Raw genomic sequence first — 21945 nt, 5'->3', positions numbered from 1 at the left:
TTATTTTATAAAAAAATAGCTTCATATTATGAAGCTATTTTTTATTTAATAGACATCAAGCGAAGTTATTTTTTAGCTGCCTGCAAATAAAGCATATCAAGTGCAATTGTTGCCCCTGCAAGCGCAGTAATATCAGATTGATCGTAAGCTGGAGAAACTTCAACTACATCCATACCGACAATATTTAACGGTTGCAATGCACGTAAGATCTTCAGCGCTTTATCTGTTGTTAATCCACCGACAACGGGTGTTCCTGTTCCTGGTGCAAACGCAGGATCAAGACAGTCAATATCAAAAGTGAGATAAACAGGTAAATCGCCAACAATACCTTTGATCTGATCTACAAGATCAGCCACACCACGATCGTTAACTTGCGCTGCATCCAATACAGTGAAACCATTATCACTGTCATGATCAGTACGAATACCAATTTGAACAGAGTGGTTAGGATCGATTAATCCTTCATTTGGTGCATGGAAGAACATTGTACCGTGGTCAAATTTACTACCATTACCATAAGTATCGGTATGTGCATCAAAATGAACTAATGCCATTTTACCAAAGTGTTTTGCATGGGCACGTAATAACGGTAATGTGACAAAATGGTCACCACCAAACGTTAAACATTTTTTACCTGCCGCTAATAATTTCTCTGTATGAGCTTGTAATTTATCGCTCATATCTTGTGCATCACCGAAGTTAAAAACTAAGTCACCACAATCGACGACGCTTAAACGTTCACGCATATCGAAATCCCACGGCCAGCGGTTACCTTCCCACGCTAAATTCGTTGAGATTTGACGAATAGCGCCCGGTCCGTGACGAGTTCCTGCGCGACCTGATGTTGCCATATCAAAAGGCACACCCGTAATAACCCAATCTGCATCACTGCTGTAAGGCTGAAAATTCAGTGGAAAACGTAAAAAACCAAATGCATTAGAGATCAATGAATTATCAGTCTCATTACCTAACGTACTATTTTTCATGCTATTACCTCTGTTACTTATTTAAAATAAGCAACATACAATCAATATGATAGATAAAGAGTGATGTTTAATAACATCACTCTTGCATTGGAAAGTGAAGAATTACTCTTCTTCTTCCAGATACGTATAACCGTATAAACCACTTTCAAATTCAGTCAGGAATTGCTCTTGTAACGCTTCATCTAACTGTGCATTTTTTACTTGAGTACGGAAACGATCTAACAGCACGGTAGGATTTAACTTAACGTACTGGAGCATATCGGCAACCGTATCACCCTCTTCACTTTGCTCGTAAGTCAGGTTACCTTTCTCATCAAGGTAAACGTCAACAGCTGCCGTATCACCAAATAAGTTATGCATATTGCCTAAAATTTCCTGATATGCCCCTACCATAAAGAAACCGATCATGGGTGGATATTCAGGATCATAAGCGGGCATTGGCATTGTTGTTTCAACACCATCACCATCAACATAATGGTCAATAATACCATCTGAGTCACAAGTAATATCGAGTAACACTGCGCGACGATCAAGAGGTTTATCTAGCCCTTCAATAGGTAATACAGGGAATAACTGGTCGATACCCCATGCATCAGGTAAAGATTGGAACAATGAAAAGTTAACATAGAACTTATCTGACATACGTTCTTGTAACTCATCAATAATAGGACGATGAGCGCGATTACTTGGATCTAAATCATACTGAATACGACGACAGATATTCAAATACAGCTCTTCTGCCCATGCACGCTCTGTCAGGCTTAACATGCCGTGAACATATTGAGTATGCACATCGTGTAAGTCTAATTGGCTATCGTGTAACCATTCACGTAATGAACGGCTATGCCCCTTAGTTTGCATCTCTTCCCATGTTTCCCAAAGACTTGCAATCGGTCTTGCAGCATCATCTTCAGGTGGTGTAATTGCCGTAAATTCATTACGCTCAACGCCAATCACATTAGAAATTAATACGGTATGGTGTGCCGTTAATGCACGACCTGATTCAGTAATAACAGTTGGATGTGGTAAATCATTTTCATCACATGCGTCACCAATCGCCCAAATAACGTTATTCGCGTATTCATTAAGGCCATAGTTAACAGAGCAATCAGATTGTGAGCGTGTACCTTCATAGTCCACACCTAAACCACCACCCACATCAAAATACTGAATATTTACGCCCAATTTGTGCAGTTCAACATAGAAGCGTGCAGATTCACGAACACCCGTTGCGATATCACGGATATTCGCCATTTGTGATCCCAAATGGAAATGCAGTAATTGCAGGCTATCTAAGCGGTCAGCTTGGCGTAACATATCAATTAATTGCAGAACTTGTGTCGCAGCTAAACCAAATTTTGATTTTTCACCACCACTTGCCTGCCATTTGCCTGATCCTTGAGAAGCAAGACGAGCGCGAACGCCTAAACGTGGAATAACTTCTAAACGTTCAGCCTCTTCAAGAACCATTTTAATCTCAGACATTTTCTCAATGACTAAGAAAACTTTATGCCCAAGTTTTTCACCTGTGAGTGCTAAGCGAATATACTCACGGTCTTTATAACCATTACAAACAATCACAGAGCTTGTCATATTGGCATGAGCAAGTACTGCCATTAATTCCGCTTTAGAGCCAGCCTCTAAACCTAAAGGCTCTCCTGCATTCACTAATGACTCAATCACACGACGTTGTTGGTTAACTTTAATTGGATAAACTAAAAAATAGTCACCTTTATAACCATAGGATTCACGCGCGCGATGAAACGCGGCATTAATCGAACGTAAACGATGTTGTAGTATTTGTGGAAAGCAAAAAAGTGCAGGTAAACGCAGGTTTGGTTGCTCTTCTTGAACTCGTTTAACCAATTCGGTTAAATCAAAAGTAGCATCAGGAACATCAGGATTAGGGCAAACACTAATATTTCCCCGATTATTCGCTAAATAGTAACCGCCCCCCCAATATGCAATGTTATAGGTCTGCTGCATCTTACGAGCGATGTTATCATTCATGACATTCTCCTTAGGGAGTATGAGTTTATACCTTGCCTGTCACCATAGTAGTCAATTATCTGACAAAAATCTGAAACGACTGATAAATAACAGTTGGAAGTAATGGCTCACTATATATTTTTATATGATTATCCAGCTATACGCAGGACATAATAGTAGAAAGTTCTTGAGTTAACCTATAACGAGTTAACACAATCACCTATTGGCAAGTAACAGACAACTTCGCTCTAAAGAGAAAGAGCTCAAAGAGGAAATTACTCTAGATATACTACGTGTATAGTATTGGTGAGTACTGTTTTGGTTTTTGAAAAGACTAACCTGTAGACAATGGAACATTACCCATTCACTCCACACATGGCTTAAACCCGTAAGCCATTTCCCTAACAGAGAAACAGGATCAGAAATCCTGCGGTTTACACTGTGTTCAGATTTCACAGTAACCGCGAGTTTATACCTTTACTTAGTTAAAAATGCAAAGCAAAAAGTACAAAAAACTTTTTTTTCTCTACTCCCTATTTTCTCCACACAAAAATAGCGGGCAACAAAAAATAAGATTAACTGTTTGATTCTGCTTTATCCCTATATTTGATTAAAAAAAGCTGGAATTAAAGAGAGAAGAGTCATAAAATGGACGTCTAGATGTTAAAACATCCATCCTTAAACCGTTTGTATTAAGGTAACGAGATATAATGACTACACACCTTTTTACTTCTGAATCAGTCTCAGAAGGTCATCCAGATAAAATCGCGGATCAAATTTCTGATGCCGTTCTGGATGCAATTTTAGAACAAGATCCAAAAGCACGCGTTGCCTGCGAAACTTACGTTAAGACAGGCATGGTTATGGTAGGCGGAGAAATTACCACCAAAGCTTGGGTCGATATCGAAGAAATTACACGTAACACTGTTCGTGAAATCGGCTATACCAGTTCCGAGATGGGCTTTGATGCTAATTCCTGCGCAGTTATCAGTGCGATTGGTAAACAATCTCCTGATATCAACCAAGGTGTTGACCGTGCAAATCCATTAGAACAAGGCGCTGGCGACCAAGGTTTAATGTTTGGTTATGCAACCAACGAAACTGATGTATTAATGCCTGCTCCAATTACTTATGCTCATCGCTTAGTTCAACGCCAAGCACAAGTCCGCAAAAGTGGCACTTTATCTTGGTTACGCCCTGATGCAAAAAGCCAAATTACCTTCCAATATGACAACAATAAAGTTGTTGGTATTGATGCAGTTGTATTATCAACTCAGCATTCTGAAGATATTTCACAAAAAGATCTGCATGAAGCTGTGATGGAAGAGATCATTAAACCTGTTCTGCCAGCAGAATGGTTAAATGAGCAAACTAAATATTTCATCAACCCAACAGGTCGTTTTGTTATCGGTGGACCAATGGGTGACTGTGGTTTAACCGGTCGTAAAATCATTGTCGATACTTACGGCGGTATGGCTCGTCACGGCGGTGGCGCTTTCTCTGGTAAAGATCCATCGAAAGTTGACCGTTCAGCAGCTTATGCTGCACGTTACGTTGCTAAAAACATCGTGGCAGCAGGTTTAGCAGATCGTTGTGAAATCCAAGTTTCTTACGCAATCGGTGTGGCGGAGCCAACATCCATTATGGTAGAAACATTTGGTACTGAAAAAGTCCCAACAGCACAGCTGATCCTGTTAGTGCGTGAATTCTTTGACTTACGTCCTTACGGATTAATTCAAATGTTAGATTTACTGCACCCAATCTACCAAAAAACGGCTGCTTACGGTCACTTTGGTCGTCCTGAATTCCCTTGGGAAGCAACAGATAAAGCTGAAATCTTACGTGAAGCGGCAGGCTTAAAATAAGTCTCTTGCCAATAACATCATGTTATTGATTTTAAATAAGACCACATCTTTATAGATGTGGTTTTTTTATGGCTTCTGTTTATAAAACCCATAAAAAACCCCGCAATCATACGGGGATCTCAATAAGAGAAAACGAGAACATAGATTTATGATGAAACGCTTTTTTTATAAAAAGCGATAAAAAGTTAGTTAGGATAATTAATCCACTCTCCTCCATTTAACTTGATATAAGACTGCCCTTGATAATCAACCACAACCGTAGCTTGGTTTTCTGCAACATTGGCAGTTTGAGGAAGTTCACTGGCTAATGCATCCCAATCAATAGCAGATTGGTTAAAAACATCCCCATTCACATTACGAGAAATAAACTCAGAGATAGCTAAATAGCTGCTTGGTTCATCAACAATCACCGGAGGGTTAAATGATGCTTGCTCTTTTATTCCAGTGAAACGAATACCAACAGGTACGGTAGTAATACTTTGGCTTGGAATATCTCTTAACCCTGACATTTGCGTCTTATCACCTTGTAAAGCCGCACCATGCTCAGGCACAATCACCACCATCACTTTTCTTCCTTTTTTATCTAGTTCATCCATAAAGCTATCTAAATTATCAAGTAATGTGGAGGCACGTTTGCCATAATCAGCAGTACTATTTTCTCCTACATAACGGTTACCATCATGTAGTGATACCAAGTTCACAAAGGTCACAGTGCGGTCTTCGTTAGACTGTTCACGCGCTTTCAACCAACGTTGTAATGTTTCCTTATCGTTGTAAATTTTGGTGCCATCAAATGCGGTAATTTGATGAGAAAGATTTTCTTGATCTTGTAAGGCGATATTAAGATTGCCGAGTTGCTGAACTTCTTTGAGGTAATTACCAAACTTCCCGTTATGGTCGAGTACCAATTTCTTGGCAAATCCTAACGATGATAAATTATCCATCAGCGAGCATTGCGTATCTGCGGGATCGTATAAATCAGAATGGTGAGTCTGACCACAACTCGCACGTAATAATCTTAATGATGCAGGACCACTATAAGAAGATACGCTGTTAAAGTGGCTAAATAACACATTAAAGTTACCCCAAATTGGGTGTTCTTGTAGCCCAACAACCGCCGCATCAGCGGTAGAAAGTGAACAAATATTAATAATCAAGATATCAAAAGGCTGAGCATTGGCTGCTAACTGCGCAGGAAATGGTGTTGTACGTTTTTTCTCGTAACCATAAAATTGTGTGAGCCAATCATCCAATACCTTATTACTAACCTTCTGTTTTTGTGGTGGATAAACAGTATTAATTGATGTACTTTCTACCTCTTTAGTCGGTACAACTTCAGGGAGGACTTGAGGTTCGACTGATGCGGGTAACACCTCAGGAGCTTTGACGACCGCAGTGCTTTTTTCAGTATTAATGTTACTTTCTTGCACAAAAGTATTCGCTGAAACAGGAGGCACCATACCTTGAGAAATATGAGTAAACCCACCAATATTTAGCCACAATACACCTGCAATAATAAAAACAGATACCCTTACCCACTGTTCAATAAAAAGGTAACCGACTAACAAAACAAAGGCGACACCTATCATTTTGATATTGATAAAGTTAACAGTTAACTCAACCAGGTAATCAAAAGAAAACTGTTTAAGTTGCCCACCTTGGGCAAGTACCGTTGAAAAGCTGGGTAACCAAGTATCATGGTAAAATAGTATTATCCCTATTGGGATAGCGACCCAATTGCGCATTTTATGCCAAATATTTTTTGGTAATGGGAACAATAAAAAGGCAAGAAAAAGTAAATTGCTAAAAGCATCAAAATTTAAATAACCATACCAAAGCAAAACAAACTTTAGTAAAAAATAGAAATTCCATGCTCCCAACCCATGCCAGTAATGTAAAAAATTGAACTGGGTTGTATTAGATTTGTTCATTTTAATTTCCTACTCTTTAGTATAAATAAATCCAATTCGACAGTTATATGATTACTCACATCTGTCTTTTTATTACTTCTGATATTTAATTAACTACTAAATAAACATATAAGAGAATATTTATTTAAAACCAAGTAAAAACCCTTAAATAAAAAAAAGAATCTCGCCAGAAAATACCGGTCTCTTATATAAAAGAAAAATTAATGCTAGAAAAATTATTTAAGATGAGTTTAAAAATAAAACACTCAACGTTCTATTTATATAATAGCGCCTATTTTTAAAAATGATGCTTTATTTACATTAAATAATGAAACACAGAGTTATCTTATTTTTATATTTCGAAACAAACACAAAACAAATTACACATCAATAACACCAAATAACAATTAATAAACATACTTATCAATAAACAAACAAGAGCCTCAATATAAAAACAAAACTAATCAATAAAAGAATATAATATAATGATTTTTCTATGAAAAATGATACTGATCAAGATACAATAATGATCATCGAATTTGAATAATTTAATATATTGTTATAAACAGCTAATCTACATTTCTTTTTTTTACTTTACTTTGTAGCTAAGCCCTTTCCGTTATTATTTAACAAATAAATTTTAAAAATATAAATATAAAAAAGAAAACCAATAGCCATCTTTTATAGAAATAAGATAATAAATATCTATTTTATGTGTTTTTACGTAATTGAAATAATGTATTTTAAAGCCTATTCTAAAATAAGAACCTTAATTAAACAGAACAAATCATTAATCAGACACTATTTTATCAAGATTTTAATTTTGATAGAAATCTATTTTTATTTTATTCAGAGGTTATTAAAATGAAAAATGAAAATTTTATTAACTCAAATATGAAAATAGAAAAAAATAATCTAAATAAGGACATTGATAAACTAAAAAAATTATTTTCATTAAATAACTATCACTATCAGGATATTAATAAAGAAGAAGGAAATAATATGCTTATTTATCGCTGGCCATTACTTAATGCATTTCATTACATGACTAAATGAGGCTAACTATGCCACTTATTGTATTAAAAGGACTCCGAGGTGGAGTGGGTACAACATCCACGGCAATTGCACTTGCTCGGCAATTTAATCAACAAAATAAAGAAGTGCTGATTATTGATAATTGCACAGAAAATATTTTGTCTTTCTATTTTCCAGCACAGCAAAAAAGTACCACATTAAGTCAGGCATTATTAGCAGAAACGCCAATAGAGGAGAGTATTTTTTACTATCGACCACACTACCAAGTGTTACCTTTTGGCTTGGTTAATATGAAGGATAACTTGCTCTTACAATTGTCATTCTCAGCAAAACAACATCTTACCCATTTTTTAACGACATTTATTCAGCTACACCCTGATGCCATTATTTTAATGGATTTACAGCATACGCAAGACACCCTTTTCGCGTCTTGGATAGAAAAAGCGGATATTTTTTTTACCGTATCAATGGCAGAAAGCAACTGTCATATTCGCCTTAACCAGCACACATTTATCGAAAATGAATATGTATTAATTAACCAATTTCGTGCCACCAGCCAAATTCACCAAGATTTTTATCAATTTTGGCAAACGACACCATTTCCATTATGCCCTGTTGTTCTTCATCGAGATGAAGCCTCACTAGAGGCCTGTGCCTCACGTTTACCTTTATATGATTACCGAGCTAATTGCATGTTAGTAGAAGAAATATCGCAACTTGCTCAATGGTGTTTTTCGTTATTTAAGAGGAAAGAAGGACAGTCATAATGCCATCATTTTACGATGCTACGAATAAAATCGAAAAGAATGTGACACAACATATTCTTATTCGTTACTACAAGTTTTATCGCCATAACGGTGCATCTCGTAGCGCAGCTATTGTTAGCGAGCTATTTATGGGCATTATGTGGTTTTTTTTACGGATGGAATCCCCTTTTTGGCGGAAAATTGCCAGAAAACAACGAGAGCTATATCCTCATATTGATCCTCGTTGCCCTAAAATTTTCGATCCCTTGCGCTATTTGTTACAAAGCATTTGGCTAGCTTGCCATTATGTAGGGCAATTACTGATTAAAAAACCCACACAATTTATTTTCTATATTCGAAAAACATACAAAAAACTCTTTGTTCATGTCTCTCCTATCGCGATTGAAATCATTGAACATAAGGAAAAAACCACACCTTTTTGGCAATATGCTCTCTATTCCATTATCGCTATTTTTGCCATTTTCTTTATTTTACTCAGTATCACTCAACCGTTTGATCTTACATTTCAGTTCGTTTTTGTAATTGTTCTTTGGCTAGTTGCCTTAGCTATCCGCGATATTCCTGGTCGTTTTTCTTCTATCGCAATGGTTATGTTGGCACTGACAATTGCATGTCGATACATATGGTGGCGTTATCATTCAACCCTTTATTGGATTGATAATTTCAGTCTATTTTGTGGCTTACTGCTTTTACTGGCTGAAACTTACGCATGGTGTGTGCTATTCCTTAGTTTTATGCAATGTATTTGGCCACTGCATCGAAAACCTGTTTCTATGCCTGAAGACATTACACAATGGCAAAGCGTTGATATTTTTATTCCTACCTATAACGAAGATCTGCAAGTTGTTAAACCCACAATCTATGCCAGCTTAAATTTAGATTGGCCTAAAGATAAGCTCACTATTTATCTGCTTGATGATGGCTCCCGTCCTGAATTTAAAGCATTTGCTCAAGAAGTTGGTATTCGTTATATCGCACGAGAAAAACATGATTTTGCTAAGGCAGGTAATATCAATCATGCCTTAACTCTTGCTTCTGGTGAATTTGTCGCCATCTTTGACTGCGACCATATTCCAACACGTTCATTTCTACAATTTACAATGGGATGGTTTTTAAAAGATGAAAAAATAGCTTTGGTACAAACACCTCACCATTTTTTCTCCCCAGATCCTTTTGAACGTAATTTAGGTAACTTTCGTGAAACACCCAATGAAGGCACACTCTTTTATGGGTTAGTTCAAGATGGTAATGACACTTGGAATGCAGCGTTTTTCTGTGGCTCGTGCGCAGTTTTACGTCGTACTGCATTGGATGAGATTGGTGGCATTGCCGTTGAAACTGTTACAGAAGATGCGCATACCTCATTACGCTTACACCGTCATGGCTGGAGATCTGCTTATATTCGCATTCCACAAGCCGCTGGTTTAGCGACAGAATCATTATCCGCACATATAGGTCAACGTATTCGATGGGCGAGAGGAATGGTGCAAATATTCCGTCTTGATAATCCCTTGTTTGGTAAAGGACTAAGCGTGTCGCAACGTCTTTGTTACTTAAATGCCATGTTGCACTTTTTTTCTGGCATTCCACGGATGATTTTCTTACTCGCACCACTAACGTTTCTTATTTTCCATGCCTATATCATTTATGCACCTGCGATTGCGATCGCTCTCTATGTTGTGCCGTATTTGATCCACATTTCACTCGCCAGTGCAAAGTTACAAGGCGCTTATCGCCACTCATTTTGGGGTGAGGTTTATGAAACGATTTTAGCGTGGTACACCACTCGTCCAGTGTTAAGTACCCTTATCTCTCCTCATAAAGGAACTTTCAACGTGACTGGCAAAGGTGGCGTGATGGAAGAAGGCTTTGTCGATTGGCGAATTAACCGCCCTTACTTACTCTTTCTCAACTTGAACTTGCTAGGTATTTTGTTTGCTTTTTGGCGCATAGCAACGGGCGATCCCGATGAAGCATGGGCTGTTACCATGTGTTTATTATGGGTTTGTTATAACCTTATCTTACTCGGTGTTGCAATTGCAGTTTCTGTCGAAACAAAGCAACAGCGCCGTTTTCCTCGTGTTCGCGTTAAAGTTCCTGCCATGTTGCTGTTAGATAATGGCTCTCTCTACCGATGTTATCTCTATGATTTTTCTGATAATAGCTGTGCAATTTTATTGCCTGACAATGTCAAACTTTCACTATCTCCAAATGAAAGCATCACACTATTACTCAGTCAAAATCAGCGTGAACATGCCTTTAAAGCCAATATTTCACGTATTGATGGGCAAATTATTGGATTACAACTCCTTGAAATGACAACGCAAAAAGCTATCGAGTTTACTGCTTGTACTTTTGAGCGAGCCGATACTTGGGCAGATTGGCAAAATGAACTTCCAACCGACAGACCTTTAAGCAGTCTCAAGAACATTATTTTTATCAGTATGCAAGGTTATAACACCTTGTTAAAGCGTGCTCCTTACTTTATTTACGCTACTTTCCGCTTACTCGGTCTCTTTTTGCTATGGCTTTCATCGTTACTCCCTCAACGCGTTAATGTTTCACAAATATTTCATCAGTCTTGAAGGTAAAACTCAGTTTTCTGGGAATTTATTAATAAACAATAAGATCATGGGTAACAATAATGAAAAAACGTTTTCTCATATTTGCCTTATTTATGCTCACTTCTTCAGTTCATGGAGATGAAACGCAAGAAGCGCAAACCACTATTTCAGAGCCACCCGTTACAATAACTGAAGCAGCTCCTGAAGTTATTTCTCAAGCAGAGCCTAGAAATACACAATTGCCTTCTACAGATATCACGCCTTCTGCTCGCCAGAAGATATTAAAATTTGCAGAGACAGCACCTAGTTATGGCGCGATCCATTTGACGGGTGTTAGCCCTGATGGCTATTTAGAATTTGGTGTCCGTAGTGATGAATATGTTTCTAAAGCCACTCTTGATTTAGAATTTACACCGTCTCCGTCACTACTTCCTGTGGAATCTCATCTTAATGTCTATTTAAATGATGAATTGATGGGAGTTATTACCTTAAAACCAGAAGATTTGGGTAAGAAGAATCAAATTACGATACCTATTGATCCTTTATTTATTCAAGATTTTAACCATATAAAACTCTCTTTTATTGGCCATTATCGTGAAATTTGTGAAAACCAAGCAAATACAACACTCTGGCTTGATGTAAGTAAAAGCAGTCAACTCAATCTGACCTTTCAATCACTCCGTTTAGGTAATGAGTTAGCGCACTTCCCTGAACCCTTTTTTGATAGCCGTGATTTTGGAGAATTAACACTGCCAATGGTTTTCAGCCAGTCACCTAATTTAGCTCAACAAAAAGCGGCAGCGATCCTCTCTTCTTGGTTTGGTACTCAAGTTGATTGGCGTAAGCAAAATTACCCTGTTTATTATGATGCTTTGCCAAATCAACACAGCATTGTTTTTGCAACCAATACACAAAAACCCGCCTTTTTAAAACAGCATCCCGATGTGAAAGAACCAACCATCGAAATGCTGACGCATCCAACCAATCCTTATATTAAGTTACTTCTTATTATGGGGCGTGATGATAACGATTTGATCACTGCCGTAAACGGAATAGCCCGTGGACAAGTTATCTTCAGAGGGAATATCGTCACAATTAATGAAGTAGAAAAATTGATCCCGCGTGAACCTTATGATGCGCCAAAATGGGTACAGTTAAATAAACCTATCTACTTTAATACGCTACAAGACTATGAAGGCCAGTTGCAATCTCGCGGATTAAAACCGAATCCTATTACATTAAATATGACGTTACCGCCTGATCTATTTATGTTTAATAATACGGGATTACAAATGCAATTGCGTTATCGCTATACCGCTCCTGCATTTCAAGATGATTCTCGTATGTCTATCTCAGTAAACGACCATTTCATTAAAGCTTATCCTCTTGAGAAAGATAAAAAAGATAATCTTGTCATCGCTTATTTACCGCTTATTCAAGGCTGGATTGAGCATAAGAATTTATTGAATATACCCGCCGTAAAACTGGGTGAACGTAACCAAATTACATTTGCCTTTGATTACACCAACCCCATTCCTGGGGGCTCAGTAGATCAATGTATTACTTATCAACCTGTACCAAATGCTGTCGCTATTGATGATTTATCTAGCTTTAATTTTACAGGTGATTATCGACACTATATTGCACTGCCTGACTTACGGGTTTACAGCCATGCAGGCTTCCCATTTAGCCGTTATGCGGATCTGTCAGAAACCTTGATTTTTGTTAATCAGCAACCGTCTCCAACACAATTATCTACCCTATTAATTTCAATGGGGAATATAGGTGCTCAAACAGGTTATCCGGCACTCAATGTTTCATTAACCAGTTCATTGGATGAAGTGCAAAAAAGAGATGCTGATCTACTACTTATCGGAACCATTCCACCTGCATTAAATAATGATAAACAGATGAACGTACTGATTGATAAAGCACGTAGTGAAATCACTCTGCCTTCTCGTGAAATCAGTATCTTTAGCCACACAAGTTATCAACCGACTGATAAACGTCCTGATAGCCGGATCTCGCTGACCTCAAAAGGATCGATGGGGGCAATTATTGGTTTCCAATCTCCATTCTTTTCACAGCGTAGCGTTGTCGCATTATTAGCCGATAGTACGCAAGGTTACAAACTGTTAAATGAGGCGATCAGTGATAGTGGTAAGCGTGATGCTATGCATGGTTCAGTAGTATTGGTCAGAGAGTCTGGCGTAAATAGCTTGCGTGTGGGAGATACTTATTTCGTCGGTTATTTACCTTGGTGGGAAGAGGTTTGGTATGTGTTTGCTTCTCACCCTATATGGCTTGGTTTAGCGGCAATTGTCGGCATTATTCTTGTCTCTCTTCTTATTTGGCGAGCAATGAAAATAAGAAGCCAACGTCGTTTAGCGACTAAGGACTAAGCTATGTGGCAATTTGGTCACACACATCGCCACTCTATTATTGCTCTCTTTTTGCTGACAGGCTTTTTGCCTGTCACGCAAGCCAGTGAAGAGGCAACAGAAGCCTTTTTACAAGAGCAAGTGAGATTAGGTACATCCACAGGAAATGAAGTTTTAGTGGCTCAATCGCTATATCGTTTAGCGTTAATTAAACCCAATGATCCTAATATCTTGTTAATGCAAATTCAGTTTGCTGTAAAACAGAAGGACAATGCAAAAGCACAACAGCTATTTACCCAATTAGGTACTCAATTTCCACAGTCAGAGCAATATCAGCGTGCAATCAAAACGTTATCACTGACAACGGATGTTAATCGGCAAAAATTACAGCGAGCCCAGCTTTACCGTACAGCTGGCCGCTATGATGATGCGTTAAATTTATACGATGAAATTTACCGAGGAATGCCTCCCGATGAGACTTTAGCACTCGAGTATATTCAAGTACTTATGCAATCGTCTCACGATGATAAAATAGAACGACTCAATCATATTTATCGTCAGTATCCGCAAAATACGAAAATAGCGAGCCTCTACCAGCAACAACAACACGCCATAGAGTCAGTAAAAAGCCCAGTTTCAACAATAAAACCGCAAATAGATGTTACCTCATTACCTATTGCGACCTTAAAACAAAAAGCACGACAACAACCTGATAATGCTGATGTTGTTGGTGCTTTAGGTGTCCGTTATTCTCGTGCTAATCAACGCAGTGCAGCTATTTTTTATCTTTCCCAAGCGCTGAAATTAGCGCCCAACCATGATAATAGTGGTCAATGGCGATCTATGTTGCAGGCTAACCAATATTGGCATCTGCTTTCAAAAGGCGATGACGCACTCTTAAAGCAAGATTATGAATTAGCAGAACGCTATTTTAATCAGCTTAATAAGTTAAGCCCTTATGAAAGTGAACCTTATCTTGGTTTAGGTGATATTGCTGTTGCACAGCGGCAATGGGATGTTGCCGAAAACCATTATTTACAGGCATTAAAATATCAACCCAATCACCCTGCAACGCTACATCGTTTAGCAAAGCTTTATCGCCAACAATCTCATGAAAAAGCGCAACAATTTATTGCAGGCTTAACACCTAGACAATATAAAAATTTAGCAGAAGATTATGGCTATATTATTTCTGGTATAAGGCAAGATTTAGCGGCTGATGATGAACATAAAGAGCAATACCTCAGTGCGATTGAAAAACGTAAGGCAATAGCTAAAGATTATCCTAATGATGTTTGGAATATTTATCGTCTTGCTGATGATTTATTAATTACCCAGCAAGACTCTGTCGCTGAAGCGTATTTTAATCAGCTTAATCGTCGTCTTCCTAATGATCCGTCTCGCCTTTATGCTTATGCGTTATATCTCAATAAAACAGGACGAGAAACTCAAGCACTTGATACGCTAAAAACGATCCCCTTATCTCAACGCAGTGAGAGCATGAAAGCGTTAGATAGTCGATTGCGTTTTGGTCAAATAGTCGCACATGCAGAGTCTCTACGAGCGAAAGGACAAGAACAACAAGCTGTTGATTATCTTTTTGCTCATATTCCGCCAGAGCAAAAAATTCAGACTTATTTGTTATTAGCGAACTGGGCTCAAGAACGAAATAACCTCGATCAGGCCTTAAGTTATTACCATACTGCACTGAATTTAGAACCCAATAATGAAACTGCATTATTAGGTGCGACGGATATCGCCTTAGAACAAGGGAAAAAGATGCAGGCAAAATACTACCTTGCCAAAATAGAAACGCTTTCTCCCAACCAGTTTAATAGCAACTCAATTAGACGCGTTGCCAATGCTGAAAAAGAAGTAGGTAATACAGAAAAAGCACAACACTATTTTGCTTATTTGGCACAACAAATTGAAACAGAGCCAGACAGTGCTGATCCTTTAGTATTACGCGATATTGCTCGTTTTCAGCGTGATGGGCAACATCGCCAACAAGCTCACTATTATTATCAACAAGCTATGATCAAGGATGGAATAACAGATAGGTTGCCAAAAGATAATATTGAGTACACCACATTAATGCGTAATGACGAAAAAGATAATTGGCTATCTCGGAGTTTACGCGCGGATGCTGACGCGCTTTATCGCCAACAAGAGTGGCGATTTACGCTTGAGCATGATTATTGGGGCTCTAGTGGTAGCGAAGGTTATTCAAAACTACGCGCCCACACCACAATGTTACAACTTGATCACCCTGTTTATGATGGGCGTTTCTTCTGGCGTGCAGACTTAGTTAATCTTAATAGTGGCAAACTGGGTACATCACCATATGATTCAAAATTTGGAACTTGTTACCGCACGGGTTGTTTCCCGCTAGAACAAAAATCCTTTGGTGTTAGCCCTGCAATTGGCTGGGAAAATGGTCAATGGCAATGGGATCTTGGTACCACACCGTTAGGTTTTGAAGTGACTGATTGGGCCGGTAAAATCGCCTATAGTCATGATCTTTTTAATGTGGGCTGGACACTTGATATTCACCGCCGCCCTGTTAATAGCTCTATGCTTGCTTTTGGTGGTCAACGAGATATTTGGACTAACCAAATATGGGGGGGTGTAAGAAGAACCGGTATTCGTTTAAGCGGAAGTTATGATTTAGGTGGGAAAGATGGTTATTGGGGCGAGGTTTCTGTTGATAAATTGACAGGTAAAAATGTTGAAGATAATAGCAGTGTCCGAGGAATGGGAGGCTACTATTATAAACTTATCAATGAGAACAACCGCCGCGTTTCTGTTGGGTTAAGTACTATGCTTTGGCATTATGATAAAGACTTAAGCGGGTACACTTTAGGTCAAGGTGGTTATTATAGCCCTCAAAAATATGTCTCTTTAGGGCTCCCAATTAATTATCGTGAACGTACTGAAAATTGGTCTTGGGAATTATCAGGCTCTCTTTCTTGGTCTTACTCCCAAACAGATGACAGAAAGCGTTATCCTTTACAAAATCTCGTTTCTCTCGATAAATTTAATCGCTATATGAATGAACTTAGCCCCGAAGATCGAGAAGAAATAATGAGACTTTATTATCAAGAGCGTGATGCGGTTGATGAAGGAGATTCTGGCAATGGATTTGGTTATACCGCCAGAGCATTAGTTGAACATCGTATTACGCCGCATTGGTTTATTGGTGCAGCTATTGATATTCAACAAGCCAAAAACTATACCCCAAACCATGCATTAATGTACTTGCGTTATTCATTTGATGGTTGGAACGGTGATTTAGATTTACCGCCAAACCCTCTTATTCCTTATGCTGACTTTAAATAACGTTCAATGTATAAAATACACAAACGGGAAGCACTGGCTTCCCGTTTAACGTTTTCTCTAAAATGATGAGAGCAAACTGCTATTATTGCGCTTTACGAAAAAGCCCAACAAACAGCCAACCTACAATCATGGCAAGGACAAATAAAATACCTTGATAAAACCCAGCACCTGCTAATACCAAGCTAGGACCTGGACAAATTCCAGCTAATCCCCAACCAAGACCAAATAACGCACTACCTAACACTAAGGGTTTATCAATCACTTTATTGGTTGGGATATTTAAAGGGCATGCTAATACACTTTGTTGTCTACACCGTGTTAATTGGTAACCTATCACGCTGACAACCAGTCCTGCTCCCATGATTATCAATAAAGAAGGGTCCCAGTTTCCTGTGATATCCAGAAAACCTAGAATTTTTTGCGGATTGCTCATTCCACCAACAATCAATCCTGCACTGAATAGAAGACCACAAAGAAAAGCAACAAACTTAGTCATTTTCTTAGCCTCCTATCACATGACGCTGAATATAAACGGTAATAAATGCCGTTGCCATAAACACTAACACAGCAACAATAGAACGACGCGATAATCGTGCTAATCCGCAAATACCATGACCACTTGTGCAACCACTGCCTAAACGTGTACCTGCTCCCACCAGCACTCCGGCAATAATTAACATCCAAGGTGACGTTTCAATTACTGGCGATAAGGGTTTATCAAAAAAATAAAACAGTGTAGGTGCGATTAGCATGCCTAGTAAAAATGCCCAACGCCAGCCATTACCTTGCTGTTTTGTTGATAAAACCCCACCCAAAATCCCGCTTATTCCTGCAATACGGCCATTAAATAACAGTAAAATGGCGGCCGCAGCACCTATCATAAGCCCACCAATTGCCGCACTTAAAGGCGTAAAGTGAACCCAATCTATATTCATAAATTAACCTGCTATAGGGCAATAAAGCTGATAAAGCGTATTGAGTAGTACGAGAACTTTTTCATCAGCAATAGAATAAAAGATACGTTTTCCATCACGACGAGTATTCACTAACCCTTCATTGCGCAAAACGGTTAGCTGTTGAGAAAGTGTCGGTTGACGGATACCTAAACTCTCTTCTAATTCACTCACACTCTTTTCGCCCTGACTTAGCTGACACAATAATAAGAGGCGATCGCCATTTCCTAGCGTCTTAAGCATGCTAGACGCTTCATTAGCCGCCAATTTCATTGCATCTAATAAATCAGGTTGAACTCGTTGTGTCATGGTAAACTCCATAATCAATATACTTTTTAATAATATGTTAATTTATATATTGTGCAAGTTTTCTTTTTATTGCGTGTTTGTATAAGCCACTATATGCTCTGTAACATGAAAACGGTAAGAGTCCCCATCACCTTAGTGCAAAGCGTTATGCGAACACTGCGTGAAAAATTGCAGCAGGCTAATCTTTATCTTAATACAAATTACCCAGAACCTACTCTACATTATAATCAGAGAGGAACTATTGCTGGCAGTGCCTATTATGCAAATTGGGAAATTCGTATTAATCCTACATTATTGATTGAAAATAAACAGAATTTTATTGAAGAAGTTATTCCTCATGAATTAGCGCATTTATTAGTTAATCGCCATTTTGGTCGTGTAGCACCTCATGGGAAAGAGTGGAAATGGATGATGGAAACAGTATTACAAGTTTCAGCTAAACGAACCCATCATTTTGATGTCAGCGCAGTTAAAGCTAAAACCTTTCCTTATGCTTGCCATTGTGAAGAAAAACATCAGCTTACCATTCGCCGCCATAACAAAGTATTACGCGGAGAGACACAATACCGTTGTCGCCATTGTCAGGCTATTTTGCAATTTATTAAGCATGAATAAATGCAGACAAAAATAAAGCCGATGTGTTGATTAATTCACATCGGCTTTATCTTGAGAATGAATATATGGGATTGTCTTAAGCAAACTCGCTCATCACATGAGATGCGATTTCAAAGTAAATAATAAGACCTGTACCATCAATTAACGTCGCGATAAATGGTGCTGAAACAACCGCAGGATCAATACCTAAACGCTTTAATACCATTGGAATAACAGATGAAACAATCGCACTCCAAACCGTGATTGAAATAAGCGTTAAGCCAACCACAATCATCACTTCCATACCCACACCTAAGAACCAAGCACGCACAAAACCAGCAATACCCATAGTCAGTGCAACCATTATCGATGTGGTTATTTCTTTTCTTAATACAGACCAAACATTACGTAAGCTCACTTCTCCTAATGCCATAGCACGTACTAATGTTGAGGTGATCTGTGTACCACTATTTCCACCCGTACCAATCAGCAATGGAATAAAAAATGCTAATGAAATTGCGGCTTCGAGTCTGTCTTCAAAAGCATGTAACACAGTGCTGGTATACGCTTCTGCCACAAACAGCATCAATAACCACACAACACGTTTACGCCATAATGTTACTGGACTGGTTTCTAAATAAGGCTGCTCTAAAGGTGAAGTTGCACCCTGCATTTGTGCATCAAGTGTATTTTCATCTTCAATTAATTCAGCAATATCTTGAGGGCGTAAAACACCGACCAATTTTCCAAAATGCATCACTGGTACACTGTCTAAACCGCTATGGCTAATCAGTTGATACACATCATGTCGATTCTGTTCTGGTGAAACAGAGAAAAAGGTTTGACGCATCACATCAGACACAAACAGATCATTAGCCGCGGTTAATAATGATTTAACGGGCAAAATCCCATTTAGATAATTATCTTTATCCACCACATATAAATAGGTTGGAATTAATTCATCTTTTAAATCATTAACCAATTGAGCTTTCACATTTTCAACAGAATCAGCGACAGAAACCGCAATATAAGACTGGCTCATATAAGCACTAACGGTTGCATCATCTTTTAAACGATTGTATTGGTCTTGAGTTGAGTTATTTTGTGGTGTGTTTAAGGATGCATCTGCAACTAATACAGCATCCATTTTGTTTTGAGTATTGAATTTCATTTTGTGGTTCCCTATTACTGTTTGTGTTTAGCAAATCAGTTCTCCATAGGGGCGAAACCAGAAGCGAGAATGCAAAAGCTATCTACACGTCTCGGTTTTAGCACTATACAACGTATCCGATGAATACTGGAAGTTACATGGGGATATACCTTCGGTCGATATATCCTGTCCTAATCTTGGGCGTCTCTCGACGTCGTCAGATCAGTAACCTGTGTTTGTATAGGAGCCTCGCCTAACGAGATACTGCACTTTTCTTGCGAATGCGGCGCGCATTATAACCACCCACAATATAATGAAAAGCACGATAACGATTTTGTTTAAGTTCTATTGAAAAATAGCCTCAAGCATTCATCACACAATTAAGAATTGTAATTACATTCGAAACCAATATATAAAAAGAAATGAAGTTTTCCTACGAAAGCTAAAATCGTATAGTAAAAGATAATCTGTTTATTAATTGATTATTTTAATGCTAATTTTTGTACTCTTATTTCTTCTGCTTGCAAAAATATATCTTTTACCGTTTTACCATCTAATGATTGGCACATTTTACGCGTGATAATATCCGCATTTTTATTACGACCTGCGATAACTAAATCATTAAAATTAATATCATTAAGGATCGCTAATTCTATTGCTTCATCAAAACGTGATTGTTCATCAAGGGGAAGTGAGTTGCGCATTTCAACAATTGAGATACGTAGCGACTCTACATTAGAGCCATCAAGGGTTTGTTGAGGTTTTTCACAGCCAGATAACATGACACTAAATAAACAAACAAGTAACAATTTTTTCATATACCCCCCCTTACCCAGTCAATAGTTTAAATAATAGCAGAATGTTTATAAGGAAACGCCCCACTAACTAAAATATATTTTTAGTTAATCATTATTTCCAATATTTTTATTATTCTGAATAAATAAAAATCTTCTTTAATTTAAAATAAAGGGAAGCATTCTCCAGATTATTCAGTTTTTTAATGGGGAGAATAGACATAAAAAACCCTGTTAATAAATTAACAGGGTAAAAAAAACAGGAAAATAGAAGGAAATACTTAATAAAAAGAGGTTAAGCGAGCTCAACATCTCCTTTTAAACGACAGCTACATGCTAAGACATAACCTTGAGCTATCTCTTCAGCCGTTAATGTACTGGTACTGCTGACATCATAATCACCACTCACAATACGAGTTTTACAACTACCACAAACCCCTGCTCGACAAGCCGCAAAGACAGGAACTTTATTTTCTTCCATAGCGGATAATAAAGTCATGCCAACAGGAACTTTAATTTGTGATAATGGATGACGAATAGTCATGGTTAATTGTTCGTTTTCATCAACACAAACAGGCTCATCACCAAAACGTTCCATAAAGATATTCTCAGCAGGTACACCAAGATTTCTTGCAAAACGTCCTGTGTCTTCCATATAACTATTTGGGCCACAGCACATAACTGTACGACTCGCAATATCAGGTACTAGTGCAGCCAATTTTTCTTGAGAAATGCGTCCACTAAATAACCCTTTATTATCAGGTAATTTAGGCATCATGATAAAATTAAGATTGTATGGATATGCATTTGCTAATTCGATCCACTCTTTCTCAAAAATAAACTGGCTTTGCTCACGAATATTAAAAATAACCGTGATGTCTGCTTTAGGTTGATTATTTAACAACCAACGTGTCATCGACATAACAGGTGTCACTCCACAACCTGCTGCCAACATTAAATAGCGCGCACCTTCTTTACCAGCACAAGTAAATTCACCCTGAGCATCAGATAACCAAAGATAATCACCTGGTTTTACTTGTGATGTTAACCAACCTGAACCCACACCATTTTCTAAACGGCGAACGGTTAAAGTGATAAATGGACTTAATCCCGGAGAAGATGAAATGGTATAAGCACGCAGTATTTCATCACTATTATTGATACTCACCAGTGCAAACTGACCTGGTTTATAAGAATAAAAGTCATGATTAATTAAATTCAGCGTCCACACTTCAGGTGTTTCCTGATTAATAGAGTGAACTTGCATACGATTAGGACAAAGAGAAGTAGGCATCGTCATGGATATTGA

16 protein-coding genes and 1 riboswitch are annotated in these 21945 nt (G+C 38.1%); of the genes, 7 read left to right on the top strand and 9 right to left on the bottom strand.

Annotation, left to right across the window (positions count from 1 at the left end; genetic code table 11):
- Positions 1-65: 65 nt before the first annotated feature.
- Both speB and speA read right to left on the bottom strand, forming a co-directional pair.
- The gene (speB, locus tag JEP36_RS13725; protein ID WP_198620924.1) at positions 66-986 is read right to left on the bottom strand and encodes an agmatinase; all 921 of its coding nucleotides are present in this window, start codon (positions 984-986) and stop codon (positions 66-68) included.
- 102 nt (positions 987-1088) lie between these two features.
- Positions 1089-2996 (bottom strand): biosynthetic arginine decarboxylase, encoded by a 1908-nt coding sequence (gene speA, locus JEP36_RS13720; RefSeq protein ID WP_198620923.1) that lies wholly within the window; start codon positions 2994-2996, stop codon positions 1089-1091.
- 689 nt (positions 2997-3685) lie between these two features.
- On the opposite strand from speA, the gene metK reads away from it, so the two are divergent.
- Complete coding sequence (gene metK / locus JEP36_RS13715; RefSeq protein WP_198620922.1) at positions 3686-4840, top strand: methionine adenosyltransferase; 1155 nt, start codon at positions 3686-3688, stop codon at positions 4838-4840.
- Positions 4841-5025: 185 nt separating this feature from the next.
- Here the strand turns inward: metK and bcsG are convergent, their stop codons facing one another.
- Entirely contained in the window at positions 5026-6771 is a 1746-nt protein-coding gene (bcsG, locus tag JEP36_RS13710) for a cellulose biosynthesis protein BcsG (protein ID WP_198630353.1), read from the bottom strand.
- Positions 6772-7614: 843 nt separating this feature from the next.
- On the opposite strand from bcsG, the gene bcsR reads away from it, so the two are divergent.
- Genes bcsR through bcsC form a run of 5 tightly spaced genes read left to right on the top strand, consistent with a single transcriptional unit; the run spans position 7615 to position 16836 of the window.
- Positions 7615-7806, top strand: a complete 192-nt coding sequence (bcsR, locus tag JEP36_RS13705) for a cellulose biosynthesis protein BcsR (RefSeq protein WP_109371180.1) — start codon at positions 7615-7617, stop codon at positions 7804-7806.
- Positions 7807-7814: 8 nt separating this feature from the next.
- On the top strand, positions 7815-8552 hold the full coding sequence (locus JEP36_RS13700) for a cellulose synthase operon protein YhjQ/BcsQ (protein WP_196533366.1): 738 nt from the start codon (positions 7815-7817) through the stop codon (positions 8550-8552).
- Positions 8552-11137, top strand: a complete 2586-nt coding sequence (gene bcsA / locus JEP36_RS13695) for a UDP-forming cellulose synthase catalytic subunit (protein ID WP_198630352.1) — start codon at positions 8552-8554, stop codon at positions 11135-11137. Before JEP36_RS13700 ends, bcsA begins: the two co-directional genes overlap by 1 nt.
- Positions 11138-11196: 59 nt before the next feature.
- Positions 11197-13518 (top strand): cellulose biosynthesis cyclic di-GMP-binding regulatory protein BcsB, encoded by a 2322-nt coding sequence (gene bcsB / locus JEP36_RS13690; RefSeq protein ID WP_198630351.1) that lies wholly within the window; start codon positions 11197-11199, stop codon positions 13516-13518.
- Between the two features lie 3 nt (positions 13519-13521).
- Positions 13522-16836, top strand: coding sequence for a cellulose synthase complex outer membrane protein BcsC (bcsC, locus tag JEP36_RS13685; RefSeq protein ID WP_198630350.1), 3315 nt, complete (start codon positions 13522-13524; stop codon positions 16834-16836).
- 82 nt (positions 16837-16918) lie between these two features.
- On the opposite strand, the gene JEP36_RS13680 is transcribed toward bcsC, so the two are convergent.
- From JEP36_RS13680 to JEP36_RS13670, 3 genes are read right to left on the bottom strand one after another with little or no spacing between them, the layout of a single operon-like run.
- A complete protein-coding gene (locus JEP36_RS13680; protein ID WP_198630349.1) occupies positions 16919-17332 on the bottom strand; it encodes a DUF6691 family protein in 414 nt (137 codons plus the stop codon).
- A gap of 4 nt (positions 17333-17336) precedes the next feature.
- A complete protein-coding gene (locus tag JEP36_RS13675; RefSeq protein ID WP_109371192.1) occupies positions 17337-17771 on the bottom strand; it encodes a YeeE/YedE family protein in 435 nt (144 codons plus the stop codon).
- Between the two features lie 3 nt (positions 17772-17774).
- Positions 17775-18098 (bottom strand): ArsR/SmtB family transcription factor, encoded by a 324-nt coding sequence (locus tag JEP36_RS13670; RefSeq protein ID WP_036912417.1) that lies wholly within the window; start codon positions 18096-18098, stop codon positions 17775-17777.
- A gap of 105 nt (positions 18099-18203) precedes the next feature.
- Here JEP36_RS13670 and JEP36_RS13665 point away from each other — a divergent pair, with 105 nt between their 5' ends.
- On the top strand, positions 18204-18713 hold the full coding sequence (locus tag JEP36_RS13665) for a SprT family zinc-dependent metalloprotease (RefSeq protein ID WP_198630348.1): 510 nt from the start codon (positions 18204-18206) through the stop codon (positions 18711-18713).
- Positions 18714-18789: 76 nt separating this feature from the next.
- Here JEP36_RS13665 and mgtE read toward each other — a convergent pair whose 3' ends face one another.
- From mgtE to hcr, 3 genes are all read right to left on the bottom strand, one after another.
- Positions 18790-19863: a magnesium transporter gene (gene mgtE, locus JEP36_RS13660; RefSeq protein ID WP_100159143.1), complete on the bottom strand. Its 1074-nt coding sequence runs from the start codon at positions 19861-19863 to the stop codon at positions 18790-18792.
- A 75-nt stretch (positions 19864-19938) separates the two neighbouring features.
- Positions 19939-20110: riboswitch (M-box (ykoK) riboswitch) on the bottom strand.
- 214 nt (positions 20111-20324) lie between these two features.
- Positions 20325-20660, bottom strand: a complete 336-nt coding sequence (locus tag JEP36_RS13655; RefSeq protein ID WP_198620915.1) for a DUF6694 family lipoprotein — start codon at positions 20658-20660, stop codon at positions 20325-20327.
- Positions 20661-20931: 271 nt separating this feature from the next.
- A complete protein-coding gene (gene hcr, locus JEP36_RS13650) occupies positions 20932-21936 on the bottom strand; it encodes an NADH oxidoreductase (RefSeq protein ID WP_198620914.1) in 1005 nt (334 codons plus the stop codon).
- Between the last annotated feature and the right edge of the window lie 9 nt (positions 21937-21945).

Source organism: Proteus sp. PR00208 (assembly GCF_016238545.1).
In the GTDB taxonomy this organism is placed as follows: domain Bacteria; phylum Pseudomonadota; class Gammaproteobacteria; order Enterobacterales; family Enterobacteriaceae; genus Proteus.
Note: the sequence above shows the minus strand (reverse complement) of the source record. Positions and strands in the feature narration are given on the sequence as shown.

What these genes read in the sequence shown, in the direction of transcription:
- JEP36_RS13675 (WP_109371192.1), bottom strand. Translation starts at nt 17,771, where the DNA reads ATGAATATAGATTGGGTTCACTTTACGCCTTTAAGTGCGGCAATTGGT.
- speA (WP_198620923.1), bottom strand. Translation starts at nt 2,996, where the DNA reads ATGAATGATAACATCGCTCGTAAGATGCAGCAGACCTATAACATTGCA.
- JEP36_RS13700 (WP_196533366.1), top strand. Translation starts at nt 7,815, where the DNA reads ATGCCACTTATTGTATTAAAAGGACTCCGAGGTGGAGTGGGTACAACA.
- JEP36_RS13655 (WP_198620915.1), bottom strand. Translation starts at nt 20,660, where the DNA reads ATGAAAAAATTGTTACTTGTTTGTTTATTTAGTGTCATGTTATCTGGC.
- JEP36_RS13670 (WP_036912417.1), bottom strand. Translation starts at nt 18,098, where the DNA reads ATGACACAACGAGTTCAACCTGATTTATTAGATGCAATGAAATTGGCG.
- JEP36_RS13680 (WP_198630349.1), bottom strand. Translation starts at nt 17,332, where the DNA reads ATGACTAAGTTTGTTGCTTTTCTTTGTGGTCTTCTATTCAGTGCAGGA.
- bcsG (WP_198630353.1), bottom strand. Translation starts at nt 6,771, where the DNA reads ATGAACAAATCTAATACAACCCAGTTCAATTTTTTACATTACTGGCAT.
- speB (WP_198620924.1), bottom strand. Translation starts at nt 986, where the DNA reads ATGAAAAATAGTACGTTAGGTAATGAGACTGATAATTCATTGATCTCT.
- bcsC (WP_198630350.1), top strand. Translation starts at nt 13,522, where the DNA reads ATGTGGCAATTTGGTCACACACATCGCCACTCTATTATTGCTCTCTTT.
- metK (WP_198620922.1), top strand. Translation starts at nt 3,686, where the DNA reads ATGACTACACACCTTTTTACTTCTGAATCAGTCTCAGAAGGTCATCCA.
- bcsA (WP_198630352.1), top strand. Translation starts at nt 8,552, where the DNA reads ATGCCATCATTTTACGATGCTACGAATAAAATCGAAAAGAATGTGACA.
- JEP36_RS13665 (WP_198630348.1), top strand. Translation starts at nt 18,204, where the DNA reads ATGAAAACGGTAAGAGTCCCCATCACCTTAGTGCAAAGCGTTATGCGA.
- mgtE (WP_100159143.1), bottom strand. Translation starts at nt 19,863, where the DNA reads ATGAAATTCAATACTCAAAACAAAATGGATGCTGTATTAGTTGCAGAT.
- bcsR (WP_109371180.1), top strand. Translation starts at nt 7,615, where the DNA reads ATGAAAAATGAAAATTTTATTAACTCAAATATGAAAATAGAAAAAAAT.
- bcsB (WP_198630351.1), top strand. Translation starts at nt 11,197, where the DNA reads ATGAAAAAACGTTTTCTCATATTTGCCTTATTTATGCTCACTTCTTCA.
- hcr (WP_198620914.1), bottom strand. Translation starts at nt 21,936, where the DNA reads ATGACGATGCCTACTTCTCTTTGTCCTAATCGTATGCAAGTTCACTCT.